The organism is Pantoea sp. E956-1 (assembly GCF_982223955.1).
Genome location: NZ_CEUYZP010000004.1, coordinates 153,066 through 177,300, shown reverse-complemented (window position 1 = coordinate 177,300; position 24,235 = coordinate 153,066). Strand labels below are relative to the sequence as shown.

Below are 24,235 nucleotides of genomic sequence, written 5' to 3'. Positions count from 1 at the left end.
TGGCGCATAACAATGCGCTGTTGGGCTTCGCCGGTTGGAAGCCGTCATAGTACCTTTTCAAGGAGGACTTTCATGAAACTGAAAGCATTGGCTCTGGCCGCAATCATGAGCGCCGGGGCATTGCCTGGCGTACACGCTGATGAGTTACCGAACGGGCCACACGTGGTGACCTCAGGCAAGGCAACGGTCGATGCCCGTCCCGATATCGCCACGCTCTCTATCGTGGTGAACGTGTCGTCAAAAGATGCCGCAGATGCGAAAAAGCAGGCGGATAGCCGGGTTGCACAATATTTCGATTTTCTGCAGAAAAACGGCATTGAGAAGAAAGATATTGATGCAGCAAACCTGAGCACCCAGCCAGAGTATGATTACACCAAAGAAGGTAAATCAGTCCTGAAAGGCTACCGTGCGGTGCGTCAGGTGCAGGTAACCCTGCGTCAGCTGGACAAGCTGAATGATCTGCTGGACGGGGCGCTGAAGTCTGGTCTGAATGAGGTGCGTAGCGTCGAGTTAGGCGTGGCAAATCCGGAGAGCTACAAAGAGCAGGCGCGTAAAGCAGCGATTAAAAATGCGACTCAGCAGGCATCACAGCTGGCTGAAGGCTTTAACGCGAAGCTGGGCTCGATCTACAGCATTCGTTATCAGGTCGCTAACTATCAGCCGATGCCGATGAACCGGATGTATAAAGCGGCTGCAGCGGCAGATACCTCGGCGCAGGAGACCTACGATCAGCAGAGCATCAACTTTGACGATCAGGTTGATGTGGTGTTTGAGATCAAGCCCAATACGCCATAGTGCAAAACGGGGCTGATGCCCCGTTAAGACTGCCGATGAATCTCAGGATCTGACCTTGTTCCCTGAGCCAATCCATCCTTACAGCCGTTCGGGGCATAACGTGTCAGCAGTAAAAACGGGGCTTTCGCCCCGTTTTTCTTTTCAGGCTGCGACGTCATCCTGACGCAGCACCCGATGTCCATGCGCAATCAGCGCATCGGTCACCCGACGCATTAACCGGCTTTCTGGTGCAAAACGATGCCAGTAGAGCATCCGGCGCTGACACAAGCCTGGCGTCAGATCAATTAACTCACCGCTTGCCAGCTCACGCTCAATCTGCAGATGCGGGATCATACAGCAGGTCGAACCCTGTCGCGCCATCTGCACAAAGGCTTCAGAGGAGTTCACAATGTGGCAGGGCACACTGCCCGGTGAGAGATCAAAGTTCTGTTGCAGGAAGGCCTGATGCATATCATCAAGATGGTCAAACGCCACCGCCGGCGCTTTCAGCAGAGCAGAGCGGGTGACGCCGTTGGGGAAGAAGCGATCGGCAAAGTCACGCGACGCCACAAACAGGTAGTCGAGCGCACCGAGCTGATCCACCAGGCAACTGGGCAGCGGCTGTGGCTGAATACTCACCGCACCCACCACTTCACCACGACGCAGACGCTCCTGGGTCCGGGTTTCATCTTCGACCTGCAGATTGAGGCGGACGGGTGAATCTGCCAGCACATCTTTCAGCGCAGGCAGCAGCCAGGTGGCCAGACTGTCGGCATTGACCGCCAGCGACAGCAGCAGCGGCGTGGTGCCACTGTTCTCATCGCCCAGCCACTCCTCCTCCAGCAGTTCCACCTGGTGCAGCAACGCCAGCAGTTTCTGACCCTGTTCGGTCGGACGGGGTGGCACGGTGCGCACCAGCAGCGGCTGGCCAAACAGATTCTCCAGCTGCTTGATACGCTGTGAAACCGCTGACTGAGTGATACATAATTTTTGAGCGGCACGCTCAAATCCGCGTTCGCGGATCACTGAATCCAGCGCCTGAAGCGTTCGATAATCCGGGCGTTTCATTATTCTTCTCTCTCCTTCAGGATGGATGTCACTATGCCACAAAAGTATCACCTGTGATGGCTCTCTTGTTTTTTGTGGGCTGGCTTCCAAAGCGATAAATCCACGTCGGTCAGCCGAGCATTTTCAGCAAGCCTTGTTTTATACTACGCGCACTTCGTTGTCGCACAGGTTTTAAACATACCATGACCCAGGATGAACTGAAAAAAGCCGTTGGCTGGGCTGCACTTGAGTACGTGCAGCCGGGCACCGTTGTTGGTGTGGGTACCGGATCCACCGCTGCCCACTTTATCGATGCGCTTGCCACGGTCAGGCATCAGATTGAAGGTGCCGTCTCCAGCTCGGATGCCTCAACCCAGAAGCTGAAGAGCCTGGGTATTCAGGTGTTCGACCTGAACGAGATTGACCTGCTGTCGGTGTACGTAGATGGCGCGGATGAGATCAACCCACAGATGCAGATGATCAAAGGCGGCGGCGCGGCGCTGACGCGCGAAAAGATCGTGGCCGCCGTGGCTGAAACCTTTATCTGTATCGCTGACGCTTCAAAAGAGGTCGATGTGCTGGGCCGTTTCCCGCTGCCGGTCGAGGTGATCCCAATGGCGCGCAGTTATGTGGCGCGTCAGCTGGTGAAAATGGGCGGCTTACCTGAGTATCGTCAGAACGTAGTCACCGATAACGGCAACATTATTCTTGATGTGCATAATCTGCGCATTCTCGATCCCATTGAGCTGGAAAAAACCATCAACGCCTTGCCTGGCGTCGTTACCGTGGGCCTTTTTGCCGCGCGCGGCGCAGATATTGCGCTGATTGGCGGGCCTGATGGCGTGAAAACCATCAAAAAATGATCTGTCCGGCGTCGATCCGGCGTCGGTTATTTCTGCCCGCAAATCATCTTTTCTCGCTGCGGTGAAATTTGGTGACTTATGTCACATAACCGTCATCGGCAGCGGGTTCGTACTCTCTTCCAGGCCGACCTCCTTATTTTGTCCGGCAATGTGCTGCCGTCAGCCGCTGCCGTGCTGGCGGCCGGGCAATCGTTTGTATTGCCCGACGCGATTTTTTTGATATTTTGACAGAAGGCTGGCTTATGGTAGTCCTCATTGAATGCTGAATAGGATCGGGAAATGGCAAAGGTATCACTGGAAAAAGATAAGATTAAGTTCCTGCTGGTGGAAGGTGTCCATCAGAGCGCGCTGGAGAACCTGCGGGCTGCAGGCTACACCAACATCGAATTCCATAAGGGCGCACTGGATTCCGACGCGTTAAAAGCATCGATCCGTGATGCACACTTCATTGGTATCCGTTCCCGCTCCCAGCTTACTGAAGAGATTTTTGCGGCGGCTGAAAAGCTGGTCGCTGTTGGCTGTTTCTGTATCGGCACCAACCAGGTTGATCTGCAGGCGGCTGCCAGCCGGGGTATTCCCGTATTCAATGCGCCGTTCTCAAATACCCGCTCGGTTGCGGAGCTGGTGATTGGTGAAATGCTGCTGATGCTGCGTGGCATCCCGGAAGCGAATGCGAAAGCACACCGTGGCATCTGGAATAAGATTGCCAAAGGCTCATTTGAAGCGCGTGGCAAAAAACTGGGTATTATCGGTTACGGCCATATCGGAATGCAGCTGGGCGTGCTGGCAGAAAGCCTGGGTATGCATGTTTTCTTCTACGACATTGAAAACAAGCTGCCGCTGGGTAATGCCACGCAGGTACGCCATCTGGCCGATCTCCTCAACATGAGCGACGTTGTCAGCCTGCACGTGCCGGAAACCGTCTCTACGCAGGATATGATTGGTGCAGAGCAGCTGGCGCAGATGAAGCCTGGCGCGCTGCTGATTAACGCCTCACGCGGTACCGTAGTAGATATTCCGGCACTGTGCGATGCGCTGGCCAGCAAACAGGTGGGTGGCGCAGCCATCGATGTCTTCCCGAGCGAGCCAGCGACCAACAGCGAGCCGTTTATCTCTCCACTGAGTGAGTTCGACAACGTGATTCTGACACCGCACATTGGCGGCTCGACGGAAGAAGCGCAGGAGAACATCGGCATTGAAGTGGCGGGCAAGCTGGCGAAATACTCCGATAACGGCTCGACCCTGTCGGCGGTGAATTTCCCCGAAGTGTCACTGCCGATTCACGGTATCAGCGCCAGTCGTCTGCTGCATATCCATGAGAACCGTCCGGGCGTGCTGACGGCCATCAACCAGATTTTTGCCGAGCAGGGCATCAACATCGCGGCTCAGTATCTGCAAACTTCGCCGTTTATGGGCTATGTGGTGATCGATATTGATGCAGAGCCGGAAGTGGCCGAGAACGCGCTGCAGCTGATGAAGGCGATTCCGGGTACCATCCGCGCTCGTCTGCTTTACTAAGCGCTACCAACCTGAACAGGCGCTTAGTCGCGTCTCTTCAGGTAGTTAATACAGGCTGTCCCGATTTGCTGTAAGACCGAGACTGCGAAGAGAACACGGCCAGATCGGAAAGATGCAAAAGCCGCCATCCATGGCATGCCCGGCCCGCGCGATTACGCACCTCGTCCCTGAGGTGCGCCCGTAACCGGGCCAACGCGTTGCGTTGTTCAAAAACGCTCCCGGCGTTTTTATCCGGGCGGCGCGACGCTTTCCTCTTCTGACCATGTTCCCTGCGCGTTGAGCTATTTCATTGCTGCCAGATGCGCCCGGATGTGGGTTTTCACTTGTCTGACAAAGCGACTCTTCTACTCCCACTGCCAGAGTTTTGACGGCGTCATTACCGCCGGTAAAGGCACATCCCATTCTGCTACCGGCAGGCTATCCACCTGCTGACAATCGTGTGCCAGGCCTACTGGCAAAAAACCGTGCTGCCGCCAGTTCTGCAGGGTGCGATCGTAGAAGCCGCCGCCCATCCCCAGACGCTGCCCATGCTGATCAAACGCCACCAGCGGCACCATCATCAGATCAAGTTGATCAAGCGTGATCACCTGCCGGATATCCAGCGGCGGTTCAGGAATGCGCAGCTTATTTTTGAGCAATGGGGTATCGGGCGAGTAGCGCAGAAACAACAAATTACCGGGAGAGAAGGGGTGTAAAACCGGCAGATAAACCACTTTCTTCAGATGCCAGAGGCGGGCAATCAGCGGACGGGTATTCAGTTCGCCATCCACCGACAGAAACAGGGCGATATTGCGCGCTTCGGTCATCGGAGCGTAGTTGAGCGCATGTTCAGCGACCTGCTTAGCGGCCAGCGTTTGCTGCTCATCAGTAAGTGCCCGTCGCAGATGTCGCACATGCTGGCGAATCGCCTGACGCTGGGTCATTGAAGGTTCAGACATGGAAGGTTCAGACATGATTTCCCCGCCGGATAAGTCGCTGAACAGCGACTATAACATGTCAGTCAGGGGAAAAAAGCAGGACTAAAGGAAGAGAGATCTCCGAGATGCCGCCGTAGGCTGTAACCCTTGAACCCTTGGTTCAAGGTGAACATGCCGTCATAACCATCAGGCTTCTCGGACGAACCGAGCATGCACACAGGTTACGAGCGTCACATTCTGTTTTTTCGAAATATCGGCTCAGGGGACTGGCCCACATGCAAACATCTCAGAGAAAATTTACCTCACCGTTACTTAAGTATAGCAACCATGAAGTTTTATTCGAACTTCGCACCCTCACGCTCAGAGATGCGACCCTGCTCAACTAATGCCTGTTCAATCGTCTGCTGCAACATACGGATACGCTGTTCCATATTAGCAGCATAATCGCGCGTTTTCACTTTCTCTTGCGCCAGCTCGTGGCAGACGTTTAACGCGGCGATGAACACCAGTTGTTCTGTATTGGTGACTCTAGTGCGAACTTTTAGATCTTGCAACCGTTGATTGAGATCTTCAGCCGCGCTATTGAGCGCATCTTGCTGCTCTGGCGGACAATTTACTCTCAACGAACGACCAAAAATTTGTAAATCTACCGGTTGTGCAGACATGCCACCTTCCTGACTGATTACTTCGCTCGCAACTCCCTTAGCAGTCAAAGGCTTGGGAGGCGGGCAACTATATAGACCCACGAAATAAGATACAACCCCTTTTCTGGAAACCTTGAGGCAGCTAGTGGTAGCATAACACGAACTTATTCTGCCAACGACGATGAAAACTTATGTCCTTACAGAACGCAACCCCCGATTACAACGCGCTCGCGGCGGTGCTCTCACAGCAGGGCGTTGGAATGACGCCCGCGGAAATGCATGGCCTGCTGAGCGGGATCCTCTGCGGTGGTAACCAGGACACCAGCTGGAAGACGCTGGTACACGATCTGGCTAACGAAGGCATGGCGTTTTCACACACTCTTGCCGTGCCGCTGGCGGAACTGCACGAGCATACGTCGACCACGCTGGAAGATGAAGGCTTCCTGTTTCAGTTGCTGCTGCCTGCTGATGACGACATCACCGTCTTTGACCGTGCCGACGCGCTGGCGGGCTGGGTTAACCATTTTCTGCTCGGCCTGGGCGTAACACAGCCTAAACTGGATAAAGTCACCGGCGAAACCGGCGAAGCAATTGATGATCTGCGCACTATCGCACAGCTCGGTTACGAAGAAGATGAAGACCAGGAGGAACTGGAGCAGTCGCTGGAGGAGGTGATTGAGTATGTGCGTGTCGCCGCGCTGCTGTGCCACGATACGTTCACCCGCCCGCAGCCAACCGCGCCAGAAGTACAAAAACCGACGCTACACTAATTTCAGGTCAACGAGTTTAACCGGTCAGTTTACAGGGAGTGCAGAGATGATTTCACTGGAACGATTCCTGCAGCGTCGTCAGGCGCTGCTGGCGAAGATGGTGTCTGGCAGCGCAGCGTTAATCTTTGCTGCGCCAGAAGTGATACGCAGTAATGACACCGAATATCCGTTCCGTCAGAGCAGCGACTTCTGGTATTTCACCGGTTTTAACGAGCCGCAGGCGTTGCTGGTGCTGATCAAAAGCGATGAGAATCATAACCACAGCGTGTTGTTTAACCGCGTGCGCGATCCTGCGGCGGAAACCTGGTCTGGCCGTCGCCTGGGCCAGGAGGCCGCACCCGACAAACTGGGCGTCGATCGCGCTTTACCCTGGAATGATATTGGTGACCAGCTGCACCTGCTGCTGAATGGCCTGGATGTGGTTTACCATGCGCAGGGCGAATATGCCCACGCGGACACGCAGGTGTTCAGCGCGCTGGATAAGCTGCGTCGCGGCTTCCGCCAGCATCTCAGTGCGCCCGATACCCTCACTGACTGGCGTCCCTGGGTGCATGAGATGCGCCTGTTTAAAGATGCAGATGAGATTGAACTGTTACGTCGCGCCGGGAAAATCAGTGCACTGGCGCATACCCGCGCCATGCAAACCTGCCGGCCAGGCCTGTTCGAGTATCAGCTTGAAGGGGAAATTCAGCACGAATTTAACCGTCACGGCGCGCGGTTTCCCTCCTATAACACCATTGTGGGTGCCGGAGATAACGGCTGCATTCTGCACTACACCGAAAACGAAAGCGAAATGCGCGACGGCGATCTGGTGCTGATCGATGCAGGCTGTGAGTTCCACGGCTATGCAGGCGATATCACCCGCACCTTCCCGGTTAACGGCAAATTCAGCCCGGCGCAGCGCGCGATTTATGACATCGTGCTGGCTTGTCTCAACCGCTCGCTTGAACTGTTCCGGCCAGGCATCAGCATTCGTGAAGTGAATGATGAAGTGGTGCGCATCATGGTCACCGGTCTGGTGGAGCTGGGCATTCTGGAGGGCGACGTCGATACGCTGATCGCCGAGGAGGTCCATCGTCAGTTCTACATGCATGGCCTGGGTCACTGGCTGGGGCTGGATGTTCACGATGTCGGCCACTACGGCACCCCGAGCCGCGACCGCGTACTGGAACCGGGCATGGTGTTAACTGTCGAGCCGGGTCTTTATATCGCACCGGATGCCGACGTGCCCGCGCAGTATCGCGGCATTGGTATCCGAATCGAAGATGACATTGTGATCACTGAAGATGGCATTGAAAATCTCACCGACAGCGTCGTGAAAGAGGCGGATGAGATTGAAGCACTGATGGCGGCGGCAAAACAGGCATGACGATTCTGATTGCCGGTGGCGGCATGACCGGGGCGACGCTGGCGCTGGCGATCTCCCATCTGACCCAGGGCACACTGCCGGTAACGCTGATAGAAAGCAGCGAGCCCGGTAGCCGGGCGCATCCTGGTTTCGATGGCCGCGCTATTGCGCTCTCTGCCGGAACCTGCCAGCAGCTTGCGGATATCAATCTGTGGCAGCAGATCGCCCGTTGTGCCACGCCGATTACCGACATTCATGTCTCCGATCGCGGTCACGCCGGTTTTGTGTCGCTGGCGGCGGCTGACTACGCTATTCCGGCGCTGGGACAGGTTGTCGAGCTGTTTGACGTCGGTCAGCGCCTGTTTGCTGAACTGAAAAAAGCACCCGGCGTAACGCTGCGCTGTCCGGCTCGTGTTACCCAGGCTAACCGCCATCAGCAGCAGGTTGAGGTGACGCTGGACAGTGGCGAACAACTCAGCGGCAAACTGCTGGTGGCGGCGGATGGAACGCGCTCTGCGCTGGCGGCTTCATGCGGCATTCAGTGGCAAAGAGACGACTATCAACAGCTTGCCGTGATTGCCAATGTTTCTACCGCGCTGCCTCATCAGGGCCGGGCATTTGAACGTTTTACCGAACATGGCCCGCTGGCGCTGTTGCCGATGTCCGGCAATCGCCTGTCGCTGGTCTGGTGTCATCCGGTTTCGCAGCGCGAGCGCATTGAGCAGTGGAGTGAGGCCGAATTCCTCAGCCAGCTGCAGCGTGCCTTTGGCTGGCGGCTGGGTAAATTCACCCACACCGGTCAGCGTGAGTATTATCCGCTGGCGCTGCACCGGGCGATGTCGCCGGTCACGCATCGCGTGGCGGTGGTGGGCAATGCGGCGCAGACGCTGCATCCGATTGCCGGGCAGGGCTTTAACCTGGGCCTGCGCGATGTGATGTCGCTGGCTGAAACGCTGGCAGCCGCCCATCGGCAACAGCAGGACCCCGGCAGCTATGCGGTGCTGCATCATTACCAGCAGCGCCGTCAGCCTGACCGCGCCGCCACCATCGGTATCACCGACGGACTGGTCCGCGTCTTTGCGAATCGCTATGGCCCGCTGGTGGCAGGACGTAACCTGGGCCTGCTGGCGATGGATCATCTGCCGTGGTTAAGAAATCAACTGGCTGAGCGCACGCTTGGCTGGGTTAAGCGTTAATAAAGAGGCTCAGATGCAAACTTTTGATGTGGTGATTGCCGGTGGCGGTATGGTGGGACTGGCGGTGGCCTGCGGCTTGCAGGGCAGCGGTTTGCGCATCGCCGTACTGGAAAAATCGCCGGAGCCACCGCTGGCGCTGAGTGCGTCACCGTCAGTTCGCGTGTCGGCAATCAATGCCGCCAGCGAACGGCTGTTGCAGAAGCTGGATGTCTGGTCGACCATTCTCTCGCTGCGCGCCAGCGCTTATCACGGCATGGAAGTGTGGGATAAGGACAGTTTCGGCTCTATCGCCTTTGATGATCAGCAGCAGGGCCTGTCGCATCTGGGCCATATTATCGAAAACCCGGTTATCCATAATGCACTCTGGCAACGTGCCAGCGCCTGCAGCGACGTGACGATAATGGCACCCTCGCAGTTACAGCAGGTCGCGTTTGGTGACAACGAAGCCTTTGTTACCCTGCAGGATGGCAGCATGTTAAGTGCGCGATTAATGATTGCCGCTGACGGCGCTAACTCCTGGCTGCGCAACAAAGCCGATATCCCGCTGACCTTCTGGGATTACGATCACCATGCGTTAGTGGCAAATGTCCGCACTGAGAAGCCGCACGACGCAGTAGCGCGCCAGGTGTTTCACGGCGACGGCATTCTGGCTTTCCTGCCGATGCAGGATCCCCATCTCAGTTCCATCGTCTGGTCGCTCTCGCCGCAGGAAGCGAGCCGTCTGGAAACCATGCCGGAAGCGCTGTTCAATCAGCAGCTCTCAGTGGCGTTTGATATGCGGCTAGGCCTGTGCCAGCTGGAAAGCGAGCGCAAATCGTTTCCGCTGGTGGCGCGCTATGCCCGCAACTTCGCGGCGCACCGTCTGGCGCTGGTGGGCGATGCGGCTCACACCATTCATCCGCTGGCGGGTCAGGGCGTTAACCTTGGGTTTATGGATGCCGCCGAGCTGATCGGTGAGATTCGCCGCCTGCATCAGCAGGGCAAAGATATTGGTCAGCACCTCTATCTGCGTCGCTATGAGCGCAGCCGTAAGCACAGCGCCGCGATGATGCTGGCAGGAATGCAGGGCTTCCGTGAAATGTTTGCCGGCAATAATCCGGCAAAAAAATTGCTGCGCGACGTGGGTCTGAAACTGGCTGACCGCCTGCCGGGTGTCAAACCTATGATGCTGAAGCAGGCGATGGGCCTGAATGATTTGCCTGCCTGGCTACGCTAAATCTACCCCTTCTGATGAGCCAGCTTCTGCTGGCTTTTTTTATGCCTGAAAACGCTCTGCACTACAAAAAGGCAACGCTGCACCAGCAGAGGTCTTCGTTTGATTTATTCTAATTTTGCAGGCGAATTCGCATTACTTTTCCTCATCCTTCTGTCCGCTGGTGCGGGATTTTTTTTACATCCTGAACGCCATCCCGCATAAATTTGCTGCGTATATTTAAAATCCCTGCATTTATTGCGCGATTAATCACAAAATTGCAGTTTTATATCCTGTTGGCAGCCGTTCCTGGTTAGGCTGTGCCTCTGCTTTCGACCCCGGTTTGCTTATGGTTAATCGTCAGATTCGGTGGTAACGTCAGCCATAAGAGAACGTTTGCGTCGGCACTGAATTCCGGCGCACTTTTGCACTCACTCGCTTCTGCACAGGATGGTTATGACTCAGCAAACACCTCTGTTTGAACAGCATCAGGCCTGCGGTGCCCGCATGGTGGATTTTCATGGCTGGATGATGCCGCTGCACTATGGCTCCCAGATGGATGAACATCATGTAGTGCGCACCGACGCCGGTATGTTTGATGTCTCTCACATGACCATCGTCGACCTGACAGGCCCGCGTACCCGTGAATTCCTGCGCTACCTGCTGGCAAATGATGTGGCAAAACTGACCCAGCCAGGCAAAGCGCTCTACACCGGGATGCTGAATGCCTCGGGTGGCGTCATTGACGATTTAATTGTTTACTTTATGAGCGAAGAGTTCTTCCGGCTGGTGGTGAACTCTGCCACCCGTGAAAACGATCTCGCCTGGATCACGCAACACGCGCAGGGCTATGGCATTACGCTGACGGAACGCGACGACCTGGCGCTGATTGCCGTGCAGGGTCCGCAGGCGCAGCAGAAGGCACAGACGCTGTTCAGCGAGGAGCAGCGTCAGGCTGTTGCTGGCATGAAGCCATTTTTCGGTGTGCAGGCGGGCGACCTGTTTATCGCCACTACCGGCTATACCGGCGAAGCGGGATATGAGATTGCTATGCCTGCAGAGGAGGCGGCCGATTTCTGGCAGCGTCTGCTGGCTGCTGGCGTTAAACCTGCCGGACTGGGCGCACGCGACACGCTGCGTCTGGAAGCGGGTATGAATCTGTATGGTCAGGAGATGGATGAAGGCGTTTCACCGCTGGCTGCCAACATGGGCTGGACGGTCTGCTGGGAACCCACTGACCGCGATTTCATCGGCCGGGAAGCGCTGGAACTGCAGCGTGAACGCGGTACCGAAAAGCTGGTGGGACTCATCCTCACGGAAAAAGGGGTGCTGCGAAACGGCTTGCCGGTGCGTTTCACCAATGACCAGGGGGAGCTGCAGGAAGGCATCATCACCAGTGGCTCTTTCTCCCCGACGCTGGGTTGCAGCATTGCCCTGGCACGTGTACCGGCCAGTGTCGGCAGCACCGCCATCGTTGAGATCCGTAACCGCCAGATGCCGGTCCAGGTTACCCGTCCCGTTTTTGTCCGCGCCGGTAAACCGGTCGCCCAGTAAATTTTATTCAGGAGAAATGGCCAATGAGCAATGTGCCGAATACGTTGAAGTACCGCGACAGCCACGAGTGGGTGCGCAAAGAAGAAGATGGCAGCTACACCGTCGGTATCACTGAACATGCACAGGAGTTACTGGGCGACATGGTGTTTGTCGATTTGCCGGAAGTGGGCGCAACGTTTGCCGCCGGTGAAGAGTGTGCGGTCGCGGAATCCGTTAAAGCGGCTTCAGATATCTATGCGCCGATCAGCGGTGAGATTGTGGCGGTCAACGAAGCACTGACTGACTCACCGGAGCAGGTCAACAGCGAGCCTTATGAAGGCGGCTGGTTATTCAGAATCCAGGCCAGCGACGCGTCTGAAATCGACACGCTGCTGGATGCGGATGCTTACAAAGCCTCCATCGACGAGTAGTCGTCAGACGGCCTCGTAAAGAGGCCGCAGATTTATGTTTGCTCTCCGGTTCCCCCAGCCCGATTCAGGATTTACTGCTAATGACTCAGACTCTCAGCCAGCTTGAACACAACGGTGCATTCATTGAGCGCCATATCGGTCCTTCACCTGAGCAGCAGGCGCAGATGCTTGACGCTATTGGTGCCCGTTCGCTGGAAGCGTTAATCAGCACGATTGTGCCGGCAGACATTCAGCTGCCTGGCCCGCCAGCAGTTGGTGAAGCCGCCACTGAACAGCAGGCTCTGGCCGAACTGAAAGCGATTGCCAGCCAGAATCTGCGTTACAAATCCTGGATCGGTATGGGGTATAGCGCGGTGATCACCCCGCCGGTTATCCTGCGTAATATGCTGGAGAATCCGGGCTGGTACACCGCCTATACCCCGTATCAACCCGAGGTCTCCCAGGGCCGTCTGGAAGCGCTGCTGAACTTCCAGCAGCTGACGCTGGATCTCACCGGCATGGATATCGCGTCCGCCTCACTGCTGGACGAAGCGACCGCTGCCGCCGAAGCGATGGCGATGGCAAAACGCGTCAGTAAGCTCAAAAACGCCAATAAATTCTTCATTGCCGATGATATCCATCCGCAGACGCTGGATGTGGTCCGTACGCGTGCGGAGACGTTCGGTTTCGAACTGATTATTGATAGCGCGGACAAAGCGCCCGATCATGACGACCTGTTTGGCGTGCTGCTGCAACAGGTAGGCACCACCGGCGAAGCGCACGATTACAGCGCACTGATTGCCGGACTGAAAGCCCGCAAAGTGGTGGTCAGCGTGGCGGCGGACTTTATGTCGCTGGTGTTACTGGAAGCGCCAGGCAAGCAGGGCGCAGACATTGTCTTTGGTTCAGCTCAGCGCTTCGGCGTGCCAATGGGCTACGGCGGCCCTCACGCGGCCTTCTTCGCCAGCCGCGACGAGCACAAACGTTCGATGCCAGGCCGTATTATTGGTGTTTCACGTGATGCGGCGGGCAACACGGCGCTGCGTATGGCGATGCAGACCCGTGAACAACATATCCGCCGTGAAAAGGCCAACTCCAACATCTGTACGTCGCAGGTGCTGCTGGCAAACATCGCCGGTCTCTATGCGGTATTCCACGGCCCGGCGGGTCTGAAACGCATTGCCTCACGCATTCATCGCTTCACCAACATTCTGGCGGCGGGACTGCAACAGGGCGGTCTGAAGCTGCGCCATCAGCACTGGTTCGATACGCTGACGGTGGAAGTGGCAGATAAAGCCGCCGTGCTGAACCGCGCCCTGAGCTTTGGCGTTAACCTGCGTAGCGACATCCATAACGCCGTCGGTATCACGCTTGATGAAACCACCTGCCGCGAAGATATTCTGGCTCTGTTCGCTATCCTGCTGGGTGATGAACACGGTCAGGACCTGGAAAAGCTCGACAGCGAAGTGGCCAGCGAAAGCCACGCGATTCCTGCTGGCCTGCAACGCCAAAGCGAGATCCTGACCCATTCGGTGTTTAACCGTCATCACAGCGAAACCGAGATGATGCGCTACATGCACAGCCTGGAGAAAAAGGATCTGGCACTGAATCAGGCGATGATCCCGCTGGGCTCCTGCACCATGAAGCTCAATGCCGCGGCAGAGATGATCCCGATCACCTGGCCGGAATTTGCGGAGCTGCATCCATTCTGCCCGGCTGAACAGGCTACCGGCTATCTGCAGATGATCGGCCAGCTTTCGCAGTGGCTGGTGCAGCTCACCGGCTATGATGCGCTCTGTATGCAGCCAAACTCCGGCGCGCAGGGTGAATATGCCGGCCTGCTGGCAATCCGTCGCTATCACGAAAGCCGTGGCGAGGGCGATCGTCATCTCTGCCTGATCCCGAGCTCGGCGCACGGCACTAACCCGGCCTCAGCCCAGATGGCGGGCATGGATGTGGTGGTCGTGGCCTGCGATAAACAGGGCAACATCGACCTTGGCGACCTGCGTGAAAAAGCGGCTCAGGCGGGCGATAAGCTCTCCTGCATCATGGTGACTTATCCTTCCACCCACGGCGTCTATGAAGAAACCATCCGTGAAGTGTGCCAGATCGTGCATCAATACGGCGGTCAGGTTTATCTGGATGGCGCGAACATGAATGCGCAGGTCGGCATCACCACGCCAGGCTACATCGGCGCAGATGTCTCGCACCTGAATCTGCATAAAACCTTCTGCATTCCGCACGGCGGCGGCGGCCCGGGTATGGGACCGATTGGCGTCAAAGCGCACCTGGCCCCGTTTGTGCCGGGGCACAGCGTGGTACAGATCGACGGTGTACTGACGCAGCAGGGCGCCGTATCCGCAGCGCCGTTTGGCAGTGCATCCATTCTGCCAATCAGCTGGATGTACATTCGCATGATGGGCGCGGAAGGGCTGAAACAGGCCAGTTCGGTCGCGATTCTGAATGCCAACTACATTGCCCGCCGGCTGCAGTCGGCCTATCCGGTGCTCTACACCGGCCGTGACGGTCGCGTGGCGCACGAATGTATTCTTGACATCCGTCCGCTGAAAGAGCAGACCGGCATCAGTGAGCTGGATATTGCCAAGCGCCTGATCGATTACGGATTCCACGCACCAACGATGTCCTTCCCGGTGGCAGGTACGCTGATGGTGGAGCCGACCGAATCGGAGAGCAAAATCGAACTGGATCGCTTTATCGACGCGATGCTGGCGATCCGCATGGAGATTGATCGGGTGACGTCGGGTGAATGGCCGCTGGATGACAACCCGCTGGTTAATGCGCCGCATACCCAGCTGGAAATCGTCAGTGAGTGGTCACATCCTTACAGCCGCGAACTGGCAGTCTTCCCTGCGGGCAGCCACAACAAATACTGGCCGACGGTAAAACGTCTGGATGATGTGTTTGGCGACCGGAATCTGTTCTGCTCCTGCGTGCCGATGAGCGACTATCAGTAATCTCTCTGCAGGCAAACGTTAACCATGAAGGGCCGATTCGTCGGCCCTTTGTTCTGGAGAATCAGCATGAAACTGGCACTGGTTACGGGGGGCGGTCGCAGTATCGGGCGGGCCACGGCGCTGTTACTGGCAGCGCGGGGTTATCGGGTTGCGGTGAACTACCGTCAGCGCGAACCAGAAGCTCAACAGGTGGTGGCACAGATCCAGCAGCAGGGTGGCAAAGCCTTTGCAGTTCAGGCAGATATCAGTGATGAAGCCCAGGTGATGGCGATGTTTGCGCAGCTCGACCAGCAGTCCGAACCGCTGGCGTTGCTGGTGAACAACGCCGGAATTTTGTTTCAGCAGTGTCGCACCGAGCAGCTGGATGCGGCGCGCCTGCATACGGTCTTTGCCACCAACGTGATTGGGTCTTTTCTCTGCTGTCGTGAGGCGGTTAAGCGGATGGGCACGCATCACGGCGGCCAGGGTGGCGCCATTGTCAACGTCTCATCGGCCGCGTCGCGTACCGGTGCGCCTGGCGAATATGTCGATTACGCCGCCTCAAAAGGGGCGATGGACACGCTGACCAGAGGATTGTCTCTGGAAGTAGCGCAGCAGGGAATTAGGGTCAACGGCGTACGTCCAGGATTCATCTATACAGAGATGCATGCCGATGGCGGAGAGCCGGGCAGAGTGGACAGGCTTGCCAGCGTGATCCCGATGGGACGCGGCGGTGAAGCAGAAGAGGTGGCGGAAGCGATCGTCTGGCTGGCCAGCGACGCGGCCTCTTATGTCACCGGCAGCATCATTGACGCTGCCGGTGGGCGTTAACTCACTTTGCCGCTGATGCGGCGTGATGACTTACAGGTTTTCGCCGTTACTGGCGATAACCTGCTGATACCAGCTGAAACTCTTTTTCTTCCCACGAGAAAAATCGCCGCTGCCATCATCGTTTTTATTCACATGAATAAAGCCGTAACGTTTGTCGTACTGGCCGGTGGTAAACGAGACGCAATCGAGGCAGCCCCACGGCGTATAGCCCATTAAATCCACACCATCGTACGCCACAGCTTTCTTCATCTCTTCGATATGCGCACGCAGATAGTCGATGCGGTAATCATCTTCAATCACGCCATTGGCGTTTGGCTTATCGATAGCACCAAAGCCGTTTTCAACAATAAACAGCGGCTTCTGGTAACGCTCATACAGCTCGTTCATGGCATAGCGCAGGCCAACCGGATCGATCTGCCAGCCCCAGTCTGATGCTTTCACATGTGGGTTTTTCACCACACCTTCAAAGCCGGTGATCGGATCGTCAACGCCGCTGGCATCGGTTTTCACCGCATTGCTCATGTAGTAGCTGAAACCCACATAGTCTGCACAGCCCTGGCGCAGGGTCTCGGCATCATCCGCTTCCATCTGAATGTCGTAACCCTTGCGCGCCCACTCTTTCAGGGTGTAGGCCGGATAGTAGCCGCGCATCTGCACGTCACTGAAGACATAGCGCTGATGCATCGATTCCTGCGCCAGCACCACATCGTCCGGGTGGCAGGAGAAGGGATAGACCGGCACCATGGCGATCATGCAGCCAATCCGGAAGTCAGGATTGATGTCGTGGCCGAGTTTCACCACTTTTGCGCTGGCAACAAACTGGTGGTGCATTACCTGATACATCGCCTGTTCAGGCTTCTCATGTTCGGTAAAGATCACGCCTGAACAGCAGTAACCAAACAGCGGATACTGCCAGTTACGCTGGTTGTTAATCTCATTGAAGGTCATCCAGTATTTCACTTTGCTTTTATAGCGGTTCAGCACCACTTCGCTGAAGCGCACAAAGAAGTCGACCACTTTGCGGTTGTGCCAGCCGCCATACTCTTTGACCAGGTGATAAGGCATTTCGAAGTGCGAAAGGGTGATGACCGGTTCAATGCCATACTTCAGCAGTTCATCAAACAGGTCGTCATAGAATTGCAGGCCCGCTTCGTTGGGCTGCTGCTCGTCACCGTTAGGGAAGATGCGGGTCCAGGCAATCGAGGTACGGAAACATTTGAAGCCCATCTCGGCGAACAGCGCGACATCCTGTTTGTAGTGGGAGTAAAACTCCACACCCTTGTGGTTCGGGTAGAAATGACCCGGCTGCACGCCGTCGGTGATCACCCGGTCAACGCCATGTGAACCGCCGGTCATCACGTCAGCAATGCTGATGCCTTTGCCGCCCTGATCCCAGCCGCCTTCAACCTGATGCGCTGCCACCGCTCCGCCCCAAAGAAAGCCTTTTGGTAACTGCAATTCTGCACTCATGCTTCACCCCATTACGGATATTGAAATTGAGCTGAGTGTAGCAAGGCAATAATGAAAGTCACGATATAACAGCGCGGCAATAATGGCGTTTGTTACATCCAAAAAACAGGCTGTTTTATTTCCCCAGCTGGCGGCCGATTGCTTCAATAATATAGGTCACCGGCACCTGAGTCGTAATGTCGGAATTGTCCGCCATACGGATGATGGGCACATGGTAGCAGAGGTTGAAATCACCGATCTTCGCCAGCGAGCAGCTCTCCGTGTTGGTTATCGCAATGATTTTGCACTTATTCAGGCTGAACTGGCTGGCAATGCGCAGGATCTCTTCCGTTTCACCGGAGACCGATAAAATAAGGGCAATGGCATTTTCATAGAGATCGGGACTGACCGGATAATAGGGATCGTCAATCGCGTGGCTGAATTTACCGAGGTTAGAGAAAAAGCGTGCGCCATATTTTGCCAGGCTGCCGGAGGTGCCGACGCCAATAAAAAACACCCGCTCAGCCTGATTAATCTTCTGCGCGGCCTCAGCGATGAGTTGTTCAAACTCAGGATTATTGATGCTCTTAAAAAAGCTCAGCATTTCACTGACGCCCGCCTTGTTGAGCATTGGCGCACTCTGCTGTTCGTTTAAGCGCAGGCGGATGCGGAATTCCGACCAGCCTTCACAGCCCATCTTGCGACAGAAACGCAGCACGGTGGTGGTGGAGACACCAGCCTGCTCAGCCAGCTCGCGGATCGTCATGTAGCTGACGCCTTCGCGGTGCTTAATGATGAACTGATAGACCTGCATTTCCAGATCGTTAAGGCGGGCGAGATCGCGATGCGAAAACATGGATGACTCATTGAACAGTTGACCGGCGGCCAGTTTACCAGATTCATCAACCGGTTTAAGGGATAGTGAATTTCACCAGGATAATTTTAGCGTACAAGTGTACACTGAAAAATTGTTGGCTACGCTGGATAACGATATCACCGCTATGGAGTTGCTCAGGAACCTGTTATGACCCCCACACTCTCTCACAAACATCAACACGCCGCGGGCTATTCGTTCGCCGAGGAAATTGCCAACAGTATCAGTCATGGTCTTGGCTGCCTGTTCGGCATCGTCGGTCTGATACTGATGCTCAATCAGGCCATCGAGAGGCAGGCCGACACCATCACTTTTATCAGCTACAGACTCTATGGTGGCAGCATGATCCTGCTGTTTCTGGCCTCGACGCTCTATCACGCTATTCCGGCTGGCCCGGCCAGACCCTGGCTGAAAAAGTTCGATCACTGCGCCATCTATCTGCTGATTGCCGGCACCTATACGCCGTTTCTGCTGGTCGCGCTGAGGACGCCGCTGGCATATGGACTGATGGCGGTGATCTGGGGGCTGGCGCTGGCCGGTATCCTGTTCAAGCTCACGATTGCGCATCGCTTTAAAGCGCTGTCGCTGGTGACCTATCTCTGTATGGGATGGTTGTCGCTGATTGTGGTTTATCAGCTGGCGATGATCCTGCCGCCGGGCTGCATCTGGCTGCTGGCCGCAGGCGGGATTATCTATTCGCTGGGTGTGATTTTTTATGTGGCGCGCCGCATTCCGTTTAACCACGCCATCTGGCATTTGTTCGTGCTGGGCGGCAGTCTCTGCCACTTCTGCGCTATCTATTTTTATGTCAGGTAGCCAGGCGGAACGGGCTTCCGCCTGGCGACGATCAGAGTCGTGAAGCGAGCATATCTTCCAGCTTTTGCTGATCCACGGCGAACTGGCGGATGCCTTCCGCCAGTTTATCGACCGCCATTGGATCCTGATTATGCAGCCAGCGGAATTGCGCTTCTGTCAGCGGAGAAGGCGGATTCGACACCGCCGTTGAAGGTGTTAACTGGCGCGTCACCAGCAGCGTGCTGCTTTCCAGGCTCTGCAGCAGATCGGGGGAGATTGTCAGTCGATCGCAGCCCGCCAGCGCCAGCACCTGTTCGGTTTTACGAAAGCTGGCGCCCATAATCACCGTCTGATAGCGGTGAGATTTGTAGTAGTGATAAATGTTGCGTACTGACATCACGCCGTGATCGTGCTGCGCATCGTACTCCGTCTCTGGATTGCGGCTCTGATGCCAGTCATAGATACGCCCGACAAATGGCGAAATCAGAAACACTCCCGCTTCGGCACAGGCCTGCGCCTGAGCAAAGGAAAACAGCAGCGTCAGGTTGCACTGGATGCCGTTGCGCTCCAGGGTTTCAGCCGCGCGGATCCCTTCCCAGGTGGCCGCCAGCTTGATCAGAATGCGTGAGCGATCAATCCCTTGCTCTTCATACATCCGTACCAGCTTTTCGCCTTTGGTGACACACATGCCGCGGTCAAAGGAGAGACGCGCATCCACCTCGGTCGAAACCCGGCCCGGCACGTTTTTCAGGATCTCCACCCCAAGGTTAACCGCGACCCGATCGCTGGCATTGATGATCTGCGTCTGTTTGCTGCCGCCCTGCGTGCGGGCGTCATCAATCGCCTGCTCAATCAGCGGCTGGTAACGGGGCAGCGTCGCCGCTTTCAGGACCAGTGACGGATTTGTGGTGGCATCCTGCGGGTGATAGCGACGTATCGCCTCGATATCGCCGCTGTCGGCCACCACGGTGGTGAACTGTTTCAACGCCTCTAAAGGGTTCATTTCTGCTCCATAGTCAGACCCGCAGCGCCACGCCAGGCACATTTTTCCCTGCGAAAGCCGCGTCGCCTCTCTGGTGGTGTGGTAAAGGAAAGTCAGGCGGAGTCCGGTAACAGGTGGCTTCGCCTGATGAAAAAGCGCGGCTTACTTATTCAGGCTCGCCTGCTCGTAATAATCAATTTTATCGACTTTTGCGCTCGACCCACCGGCCTCAAACTCCGACGCCAGCCAGGCGTTGACGATGCTTTTCGCCAGTTCCGGTCCCACCACGCGTGCGCCCATCGTCATCACCTGCGCATTATTACTTTTACGGGCGCGCTCGGCCGAGAAGGTGTCATGGCACTGGGCCGCCCGGACGCCGGGGACTTTATTGGCCACGATCGCTACACCAATGCCGGTACCGCACAGCAGAATGCCGCGCTGATATTTTCCCTGCTGGATTGCCGTCGCCAGCGCAAAGGCCACGTCCGGATACATTGGGCGGTCATTGCGGGCGTCATTGCTGTAATCCACCACCTCGTACTGCTTCTCTTCCAGATGACGTTTAATCAAATTTTTAAGTTCAATCGCCGCATCATCGGCGCCAATCGCGATCGTTTTCATCGTCTTCTCCAGCCAGTTACCCGCTCAGCCCGCCACGCAATGACAGGCGTAAAAATGTTCAGCTTTAGCCTGACATATTTTTGTTCATATGTTCAATAGTATTTCATTTGTTTTGCGCGGTATCGCGGCAACTGGCTGCGCTGTAAGCGTGATTCTTCCCCGTCGGGCGCGGCATGCCAGCAGGTTATCTGAAAATTGCGCTGAATTTAATTCATTTGAAGAGGATCACAGATCTCATCGTTACTGTTGAGAGCTGCTCAATTATACGTGTACTGTTCATTTGTTCGAATAGTGATACCAATGTACAAGAAGACCCATTGAGGACTCGCACATGGATTACCCAAGCCCTGCTTTTTGCACCTACTTCGACAATGCACCGCGTGCGTTGCCAACACCTGACCCCACTTTTTATCGCGCCCAGACCGGAGGTGCGTCATGATCCAGACCACAATGACTGACGTGGAGCAATCCGCGATTCGTAAGATCTCCTGGCGACTGGTGCCGTTTGTCGCCCTGATGTTTTTTATCAACTTCCTCGACCGTACGGCGATTTCATTCGCCGGACCCAATGGCATGACGGAGGATCTCGGCCTGACCGCCGTGCAGTTCGGTCTCGCCTCCGGCATCTTTTTCATCGGTTATATCCTGCTGGAAGTGCCGAGCAATCTGGCGCTGCATCGTTTTGGCGCCCGTAAATGGCTGGCGCGCATCATGATCAGCTGGGGCATCGTGTCGCTGCTTTTTACCTGGGTCAGCAGCATTAACGGGCTCTATACCTTGCGCCTGCTGCTGGGCATTGCGGAAGCGGGCTTTTTTCCCGGCGCGATCCTCTATCTCAGCATGTGGGTGCCCGCACGCCACCGCAGCAAAATCCTGTCGCTGTTTTATCTGGCGCAGCCACTGACTGTGGTGTTCGGCGCACCGCTGGCAGCATCCTTTATTGAACAGCATGGCCTGTTTGGCCTGGCGGGCTGGCGCGTGATGTTCCTCGGCGTCTCCATCCCGGCCATTCTGATCGGCATCGTGGCGCTGTTCTGGCTGGTGGATACACCGCGTCAGGCGAAATGGCTGACGGCAGACGAGAAAAACTGGCTGACCCGCGAGCTGGATGCAGAACATAAGACGAAAACCCAGACCGGACACCAGGGCGTGCGCAGCATTCTCGGCAATCGCCGCGTCTGGATGCTGTGTCTGATCTACTTCGGTTTTATCTACGGTCTCTACGCGCTGGCCTTTTTCCTGCCAACCATCATCGGCGGCTTCCAGCAGCAGTTCGGCACCACCTTCAATGTGATGCAAAAAGGATTGATTACCGGCGTGCCTTACCTGATTGCCGCGGTGGTGATGTTCTTCTGGTCCCGTGACGCCTCTCGTCGTGGCTGCAAAACCTGGCACATCGCGATTCCGGCGGTGACCGGTGGCATCAGCGTGCCGCTGGCGCTGTTCATGGACTCGCCTTTCACCACCATCATGGTGATTGCGATTACCGCCAGCTCTATCTTTGCCGCCTTACCCAATTTCTGGACCTTGCCGACGCAGTTTCTGACCGGCGCTTCGGCCGCGGCCGCCATCGCCCTGATTAACACGCTGGGCAATGTGGCGGGCTTCTCGGCGGGCTATATCACCGGCGCACTGCACGATGCCACCAGCAGCTACACCGTACCGATGTTTGTGGTTGGCGGCTTCATGTTGTTGTCAGCAGTGCTGATGCTGTTGCTGAACCGTAGCCGCCAGCTGGAACCGACCTCTCTCGCACAGGAGCAATTACCATGACTTACCTGTTTAACCAGCCTTCCGCTTTCGCGGCTGAACTGATCGAAGGCTTCGTGGCCGCTAATGCCGATAAAGTACGTCAGGTGCCGGGCGGGGTGGTGCGCAACACCCGCAGCCAGCCGGGCAGCGTGGCGGTCGTGGTGGGTGGTGGCTCAGGTCATTATCCGGCGTTCGCCGGGTTGGTTGGACAAGGTCTGGCGCACGGCGCGGCGATGGGCAACCTGTTTGCCTCGCCGTCGGCGCAGCAAATTTATAATGTGGCGCGCGCTGCCAGTAATGGCGGTGGCGTGTTACTGATGTTCGGCAACTATGCCGGTGACGTGCTGCATTTCGGTCAGGCCTGTGAGCGTCTGCGCGGCGATGGAGTCCCGTGCGAGATTCTGGCGGTCACCGACGATATTTCCAGCGCCGGCATCGACGAGATTGAGAAACGGCGAGGCGTCGCCGGTGATCTGACGGTGTTCAAAGTTGCCTGCGCCGCTGCCGAAGCGGGCCATCCACTGAAGCAGGTACTCCAGCTGGCGCAGCATGCCAATAATCGCACCCGTTCGTTTGGCGTGGCGTTTTCTGGCTGTACCTTACCGGGCGCGTCGCACCCGCTGTTCGACGTGGAAAAAGGGCGCATGGCGCTGGGGCTGGGCATTCATGGCGAACCTGGTATCAACGAATCGGCCGTGCCGACCGCCGATGAGCTGGCCGAAATTTTCGTTAACCGGCTGCTCAGCGAGCTGCCGCCGGGCATCAGCCAGACGGCGGGAGAGCGGGTTGCGGTGATCCTTAATGGCCTCGGCACGGTGAAATATGAAGAGCTGTTCGTGGTCTATCGCCGCGTGGCGCAGCTGCTTGAGGTGGCGCAGTTGCAGGTCATTGAGCCGGACGTCGGCGAGTTTGTTACCAGCTTCAATATGGCTGGCGCTTCACTGACGTTGATGTGGCTGGATGATGAGCTGGAAACCTTCTGGCGCGCCCCGGCCAATGCACCAGCCTACCGCAAAGGCAGTGTCATCGTTGCCGAAGCGCTGGGTCCGGATGCGATACTGGAGCAGGCGGAAGAAAGCCTGCCTGTCGCCAGCGCTGACTCACAGCAGAGCGCAAAACAGTTGCTGCAACTGCTGGAGGCAGTAGCCACCATGCTGAAACGCAACGCCGAGAAACTGGGTGATATTGATGCGGTGGCAGGCGATGGCGATCACGGCATCGGGATGGAACGCGGCGTATTGGGCGCGGTTGAAAAGGCGCGTGAGGTGGCGGCGCGAGGAGCAGGAGCCGGCACACTGTTATGCCGTGCGGCTGATGCCTGGGCGGATAAAGCGGGAGGCACCTCCGGCGCATTGTGGGGCGTGGCGCTGACTGCCATCGGAACCGCCATCGGTGACAGCCAGACGCCAGACGCCGCGCGCATTGCCCGTGGCGTGCGGCAGGCGCAGGAAGGGATTCAGCATTTCGGCAAAGCGCGGGTCGGCGATAAGACTATGGTGGATGTGCTGGTCCCGTTCAGCGACAGCCTGAACGCCGCCGTTGCGCGCGGTACCTCACTGACCGAGGCCTGGTGCGAAGCGGCACGGGTGGCTGATGACGCCGCGCAGGCCACGGCGCAACTGCTGCCGAAAATGGGGCGCGCCCGGCCGCTGGCTGAAAAAAGCCTCGGCACGCCCGATGCAGGCGCGATTTCGCTGGCGATGATCGTCAATACCGTGGCCGATTTGCTGAAAGATCACGCCACCGCGGATCAGGGAGCCTGAGC

General features: G+C 56.7%; 21 protein-coding genes and 1 other RNA gene. 14 read left to right on the top strand and 8 right to left on the bottom strand.

The window, feature by feature from the left end; genetic code table 11:
* Positions 1 to 72: 72 nt before the first annotated feature.
* Positions 73 to 795, top strand: a complete 723-nt coding sequence (locus AC0T7J_RS13375) for an oxidative stress defense protein (protein ID WP_010248826.1) — start codon at positions 73 to 75, stop codon at positions 793 to 795.
* Between the two features lie 141 nt (positions 796 to 936).
* Here AC0T7J_RS13375 and AC0T7J_RS13370 read toward each other — a convergent pair whose 3' ends face one another.
* Positions 937 to 1,842 carry a LysR family transcriptional regulator ArgP gene (locus AC0T7J_RS13370; RefSeq protein WP_010248822.1) on the bottom strand — a complete coding sequence of 302 codons (906 nt, stop codon included), beginning with the start codon at positions 1,840 to 1,842 and terminating at the stop codon, positions 937 to 939.
* Between the two features lie 182 nt (positions 1,843 to 2,024).
* Between AC0T7J_RS13370 and rpiA the strand changes: the two genes are divergently transcribed.
* Both rpiA and serA read left to right on the top strand, forming a co-directional pair.
* A complete protein-coding gene (gene rpiA, locus AC0T7J_RS13365; RefSeq protein WP_010248819.1) occupies positions 2,025 to 2,684 on the top strand; it encodes a ribose-5-phosphate isomerase RpiA in 660 nt (219 codons plus the stop codon).
* Positions 2,685 to 2,963: 279 nt separating this feature from the next.
* On the top strand, positions 2,964 to 4,202 hold the full coding sequence (serA, locus tag AC0T7J_RS13360) for a phosphoglycerate dehydrogenase (RefSeq protein WP_033780721.1): 1,239 nt from the start codon (positions 2,964 to 2,966) through the stop codon (positions 4,200 to 4,202).
* Between the two features lie 344 nt (positions 4,203 to 4,546).
* Here serA and AC0T7J_RS13355 read toward each other — a convergent pair whose 3' ends face one another.
* The 3 genes from AC0T7J_RS13355 to zapA form a co-directional block, all read right to left on the bottom strand.
* Positions 4,547 to 5,140, bottom strand: a complete 594-nt coding sequence (locus AC0T7J_RS13355) for a 5-formyltetrahydrofolate cyclo-ligase (protein WP_473794999.1) — start codon at positions 5,138 to 5,140, stop codon at positions 4,547 to 4,549.
* A gap of 92 nt (positions 5,141 to 5,232) precedes the next feature.
* A non-coding RNA gene (gene ssrS / locus AC0T7J_RS13350) (6S RNA) lies at positions 5,233 to 5,415 on the bottom strand.
* Between the two features lie 39 nt (positions 5,416 to 5,454).
* Positions 5,455 to 5,784, bottom strand: a complete 330-nt coding sequence (gene zapA / locus AC0T7J_RS13345) for a cell division protein ZapA (protein WP_008925677.1) — start codon at positions 5,782 to 5,784, stop codon at positions 5,455 to 5,457.
* Positions 5,785 to 5,954: 170 nt separating this feature from the next.
* Here zapA and AC0T7J_RS13340 point away from each other — a divergent pair, with 170 nt between their 5' ends.
* The 8 genes from AC0T7J_RS13340 to AC0T7J_RS13305 all read left to right on the top strand — a co-directional run bounded on the left by AC0T7J_RS13340 (position 5,955) and on the right by AC0T7J_RS13305 (position 15,997).
* Positions 5,955 to 6,533, top strand: a complete 579-nt coding sequence (locus tag AC0T7J_RS13340) for a YecA/YgfB family protein (RefSeq protein WP_473794808.1) — start codon at positions 5,955 to 5,957, stop codon at positions 6,531 to 6,533.
* Positions 6,534 to 6,579: 46 nt separating this feature from the next.
* Positions 6,580 to 7,902 (top strand): Xaa-Pro aminopeptidase, encoded by a 1,323-nt coding sequence (pepP, locus tag AC0T7J_RS13335; protein WP_473794806.1) that lies wholly within the window; start codon positions 6,580 to 6,582, stop codon positions 7,900 to 7,902.
* The gene (ubiH, locus tag AC0T7J_RS13330; RefSeq protein ID WP_473794804.1) at positions 7,899 to 9,077 is read left to right on the top strand and encodes a 2-octaprenyl-6-methoxyphenyl hydroxylase; all 1,179 of its coding nucleotides are present in this window, start codon (positions 7,899 to 7,901) and stop codon (positions 9,075 to 9,077) included. The genes pepP and ubiH overlap by 4 nt, the downstream gene beginning before the upstream one ends.
* Before the next feature lie 13 nt (positions 9,078 to 9,090).
* A complete protein-coding gene (gene ubiI, locus AC0T7J_RS13325) occupies positions 9,091 to 10,293 on the top strand; it encodes an FAD-dependent 2-octaprenylphenol hydroxylase (protein ID WP_124890311.1) in 1,203 nt (400 codons plus the stop codon).
* Between the two features lie 432 nt (positions 10,294 to 10,725).
* Positions 10,726 to 11,823 (top strand): glycine cleavage system aminomethyltransferase GcvT, encoded by a 1,098-nt coding sequence (gcvT, locus tag AC0T7J_RS13320; protein ID WP_473794802.1) that lies wholly within the window; start codon positions 10,726 to 10,728, stop codon positions 11,821 to 11,823.
* Positions 11,824 to 11,846: 23 nt separating this feature from the next.
* Complete coding sequence (gcvH, locus tag AC0T7J_RS13315) at positions 11,847 to 12,233, top strand: glycine cleavage system protein GcvH (protein WP_473794800.1); 387 nt, start codon at positions 11,847 to 11,849, stop codon at positions 12,231 to 12,233.
* 80 nt (positions 12,234 to 12,313) lie between these two features.
* Positions 12,314 to 15,187 (top strand): aminomethyl-transferring glycine dehydrogenase, encoded by a 2,874-nt coding sequence (gene gcvP / locus AC0T7J_RS13310; RefSeq protein ID WP_473794798.1) that lies wholly within the window; start codon positions 12,314 to 12,316, stop codon positions 15,185 to 15,187.
* Positions 15,188 to 15,253: 66 nt separating this feature from the next.
* The gene (locus AC0T7J_RS13305) at positions 15,254 to 15,997 is read left to right on the top strand and encodes an SDR family oxidoreductase (RefSeq protein ID WP_473794796.1); all 744 of its coding nucleotides are present in this window, start codon (positions 15,254 to 15,256) and stop codon (positions 15,995 to 15,997) included.
* Positions 15,998 to 16,027: 30 nt separating this feature from the next.
* Here AC0T7J_RS13305 and AC0T7J_RS13300 read toward each other — a convergent pair whose 3' ends face one another.
* Together AC0T7J_RS13300 and AC0T7J_RS13295 are read right to left on the bottom strand one after the other, a co-directional pair.
* A complete protein-coding gene (locus AC0T7J_RS13300; RefSeq protein ID WP_473794794.1) occupies positions 16,028 to 17,467 on the bottom strand; it encodes a 6-phospho-beta-glucosidase in 1,440 nt (479 codons plus the stop codon).
* Positions 17,468 to 17,582: 115 nt separating this feature from the next.
* A complete protein-coding gene (locus AC0T7J_RS13295) occupies positions 17,583 to 18,302 on the bottom strand; it encodes a MurR/RpiR family transcriptional regulator (protein ID WP_473794792.1) in 720 nt (239 codons plus the stop codon).
* Positions 18,303 to 18,470: 168 nt separating this feature from the next.
* Between AC0T7J_RS13295 and trhA the strand changes: the two genes are divergently transcribed.
* Entirely contained in the window at positions 18,471 to 19,136 is a 666-nt protein-coding gene (gene trhA, locus AC0T7J_RS13290; protein WP_473794790.1) for a PAQR family membrane homeostasis protein TrhA, read from the top strand.
* Between the two features lie 31 nt (positions 19,137 to 19,167).
* Here trhA and tal read toward each other — a convergent pair whose 3' ends face one another.
* Together tal and rpiB are read right to left on the bottom strand one after the other, a co-directional pair.
* Entirely contained in the window at positions 19,168 to 20,118 is a 951-nt protein-coding gene (gene tal, locus AC0T7J_RS13285) for a transaldolase (protein WP_473794788.1), read from the bottom strand.
* Positions 20,119 to 20,259: 141 nt separating this feature from the next.
* The gene (gene rpiB / locus AC0T7J_RS13280; RefSeq protein WP_064703550.1) at positions 20,260 to 20,718 is read right to left on the bottom strand and encodes a ribose 5-phosphate isomerase B; all 459 of its coding nucleotides are present in this window, start codon (positions 20,716 to 20,718) and stop codon (positions 20,260 to 20,262) included.
* Positions 20,719 to 21,153: 435 nt separating this feature from the next.
* Here rpiB and AC0T7J_RS13275 point away from each other — a divergent pair, with 435 nt between their 5' ends.
* Both AC0T7J_RS13275 and AC0T7J_RS13270 read left to right on the top strand, forming a co-directional pair.
* Entirely contained in the window at positions 21,154 to 22,491 is a 1,338-nt protein-coding gene (locus AC0T7J_RS13275; RefSeq protein WP_473794786.1) for an MFS transporter, read from the top strand.
* The gene (locus tag AC0T7J_RS13270; protein WP_473794784.1) at positions 22,488 to 24,233 is read left to right on the top strand and encodes a dihydroxyacetone kinase family protein; all 1,746 of its coding nucleotides are present in this window, start codon (positions 22,488 to 22,490) and stop codon (positions 24,231 to 24,233) included. Before AC0T7J_RS13275 ends, AC0T7J_RS13270 begins: the two co-directional genes overlap by 4 nt.
* Positions 24,234 to 24,235 lie beyond the last annotated feature (2 nt).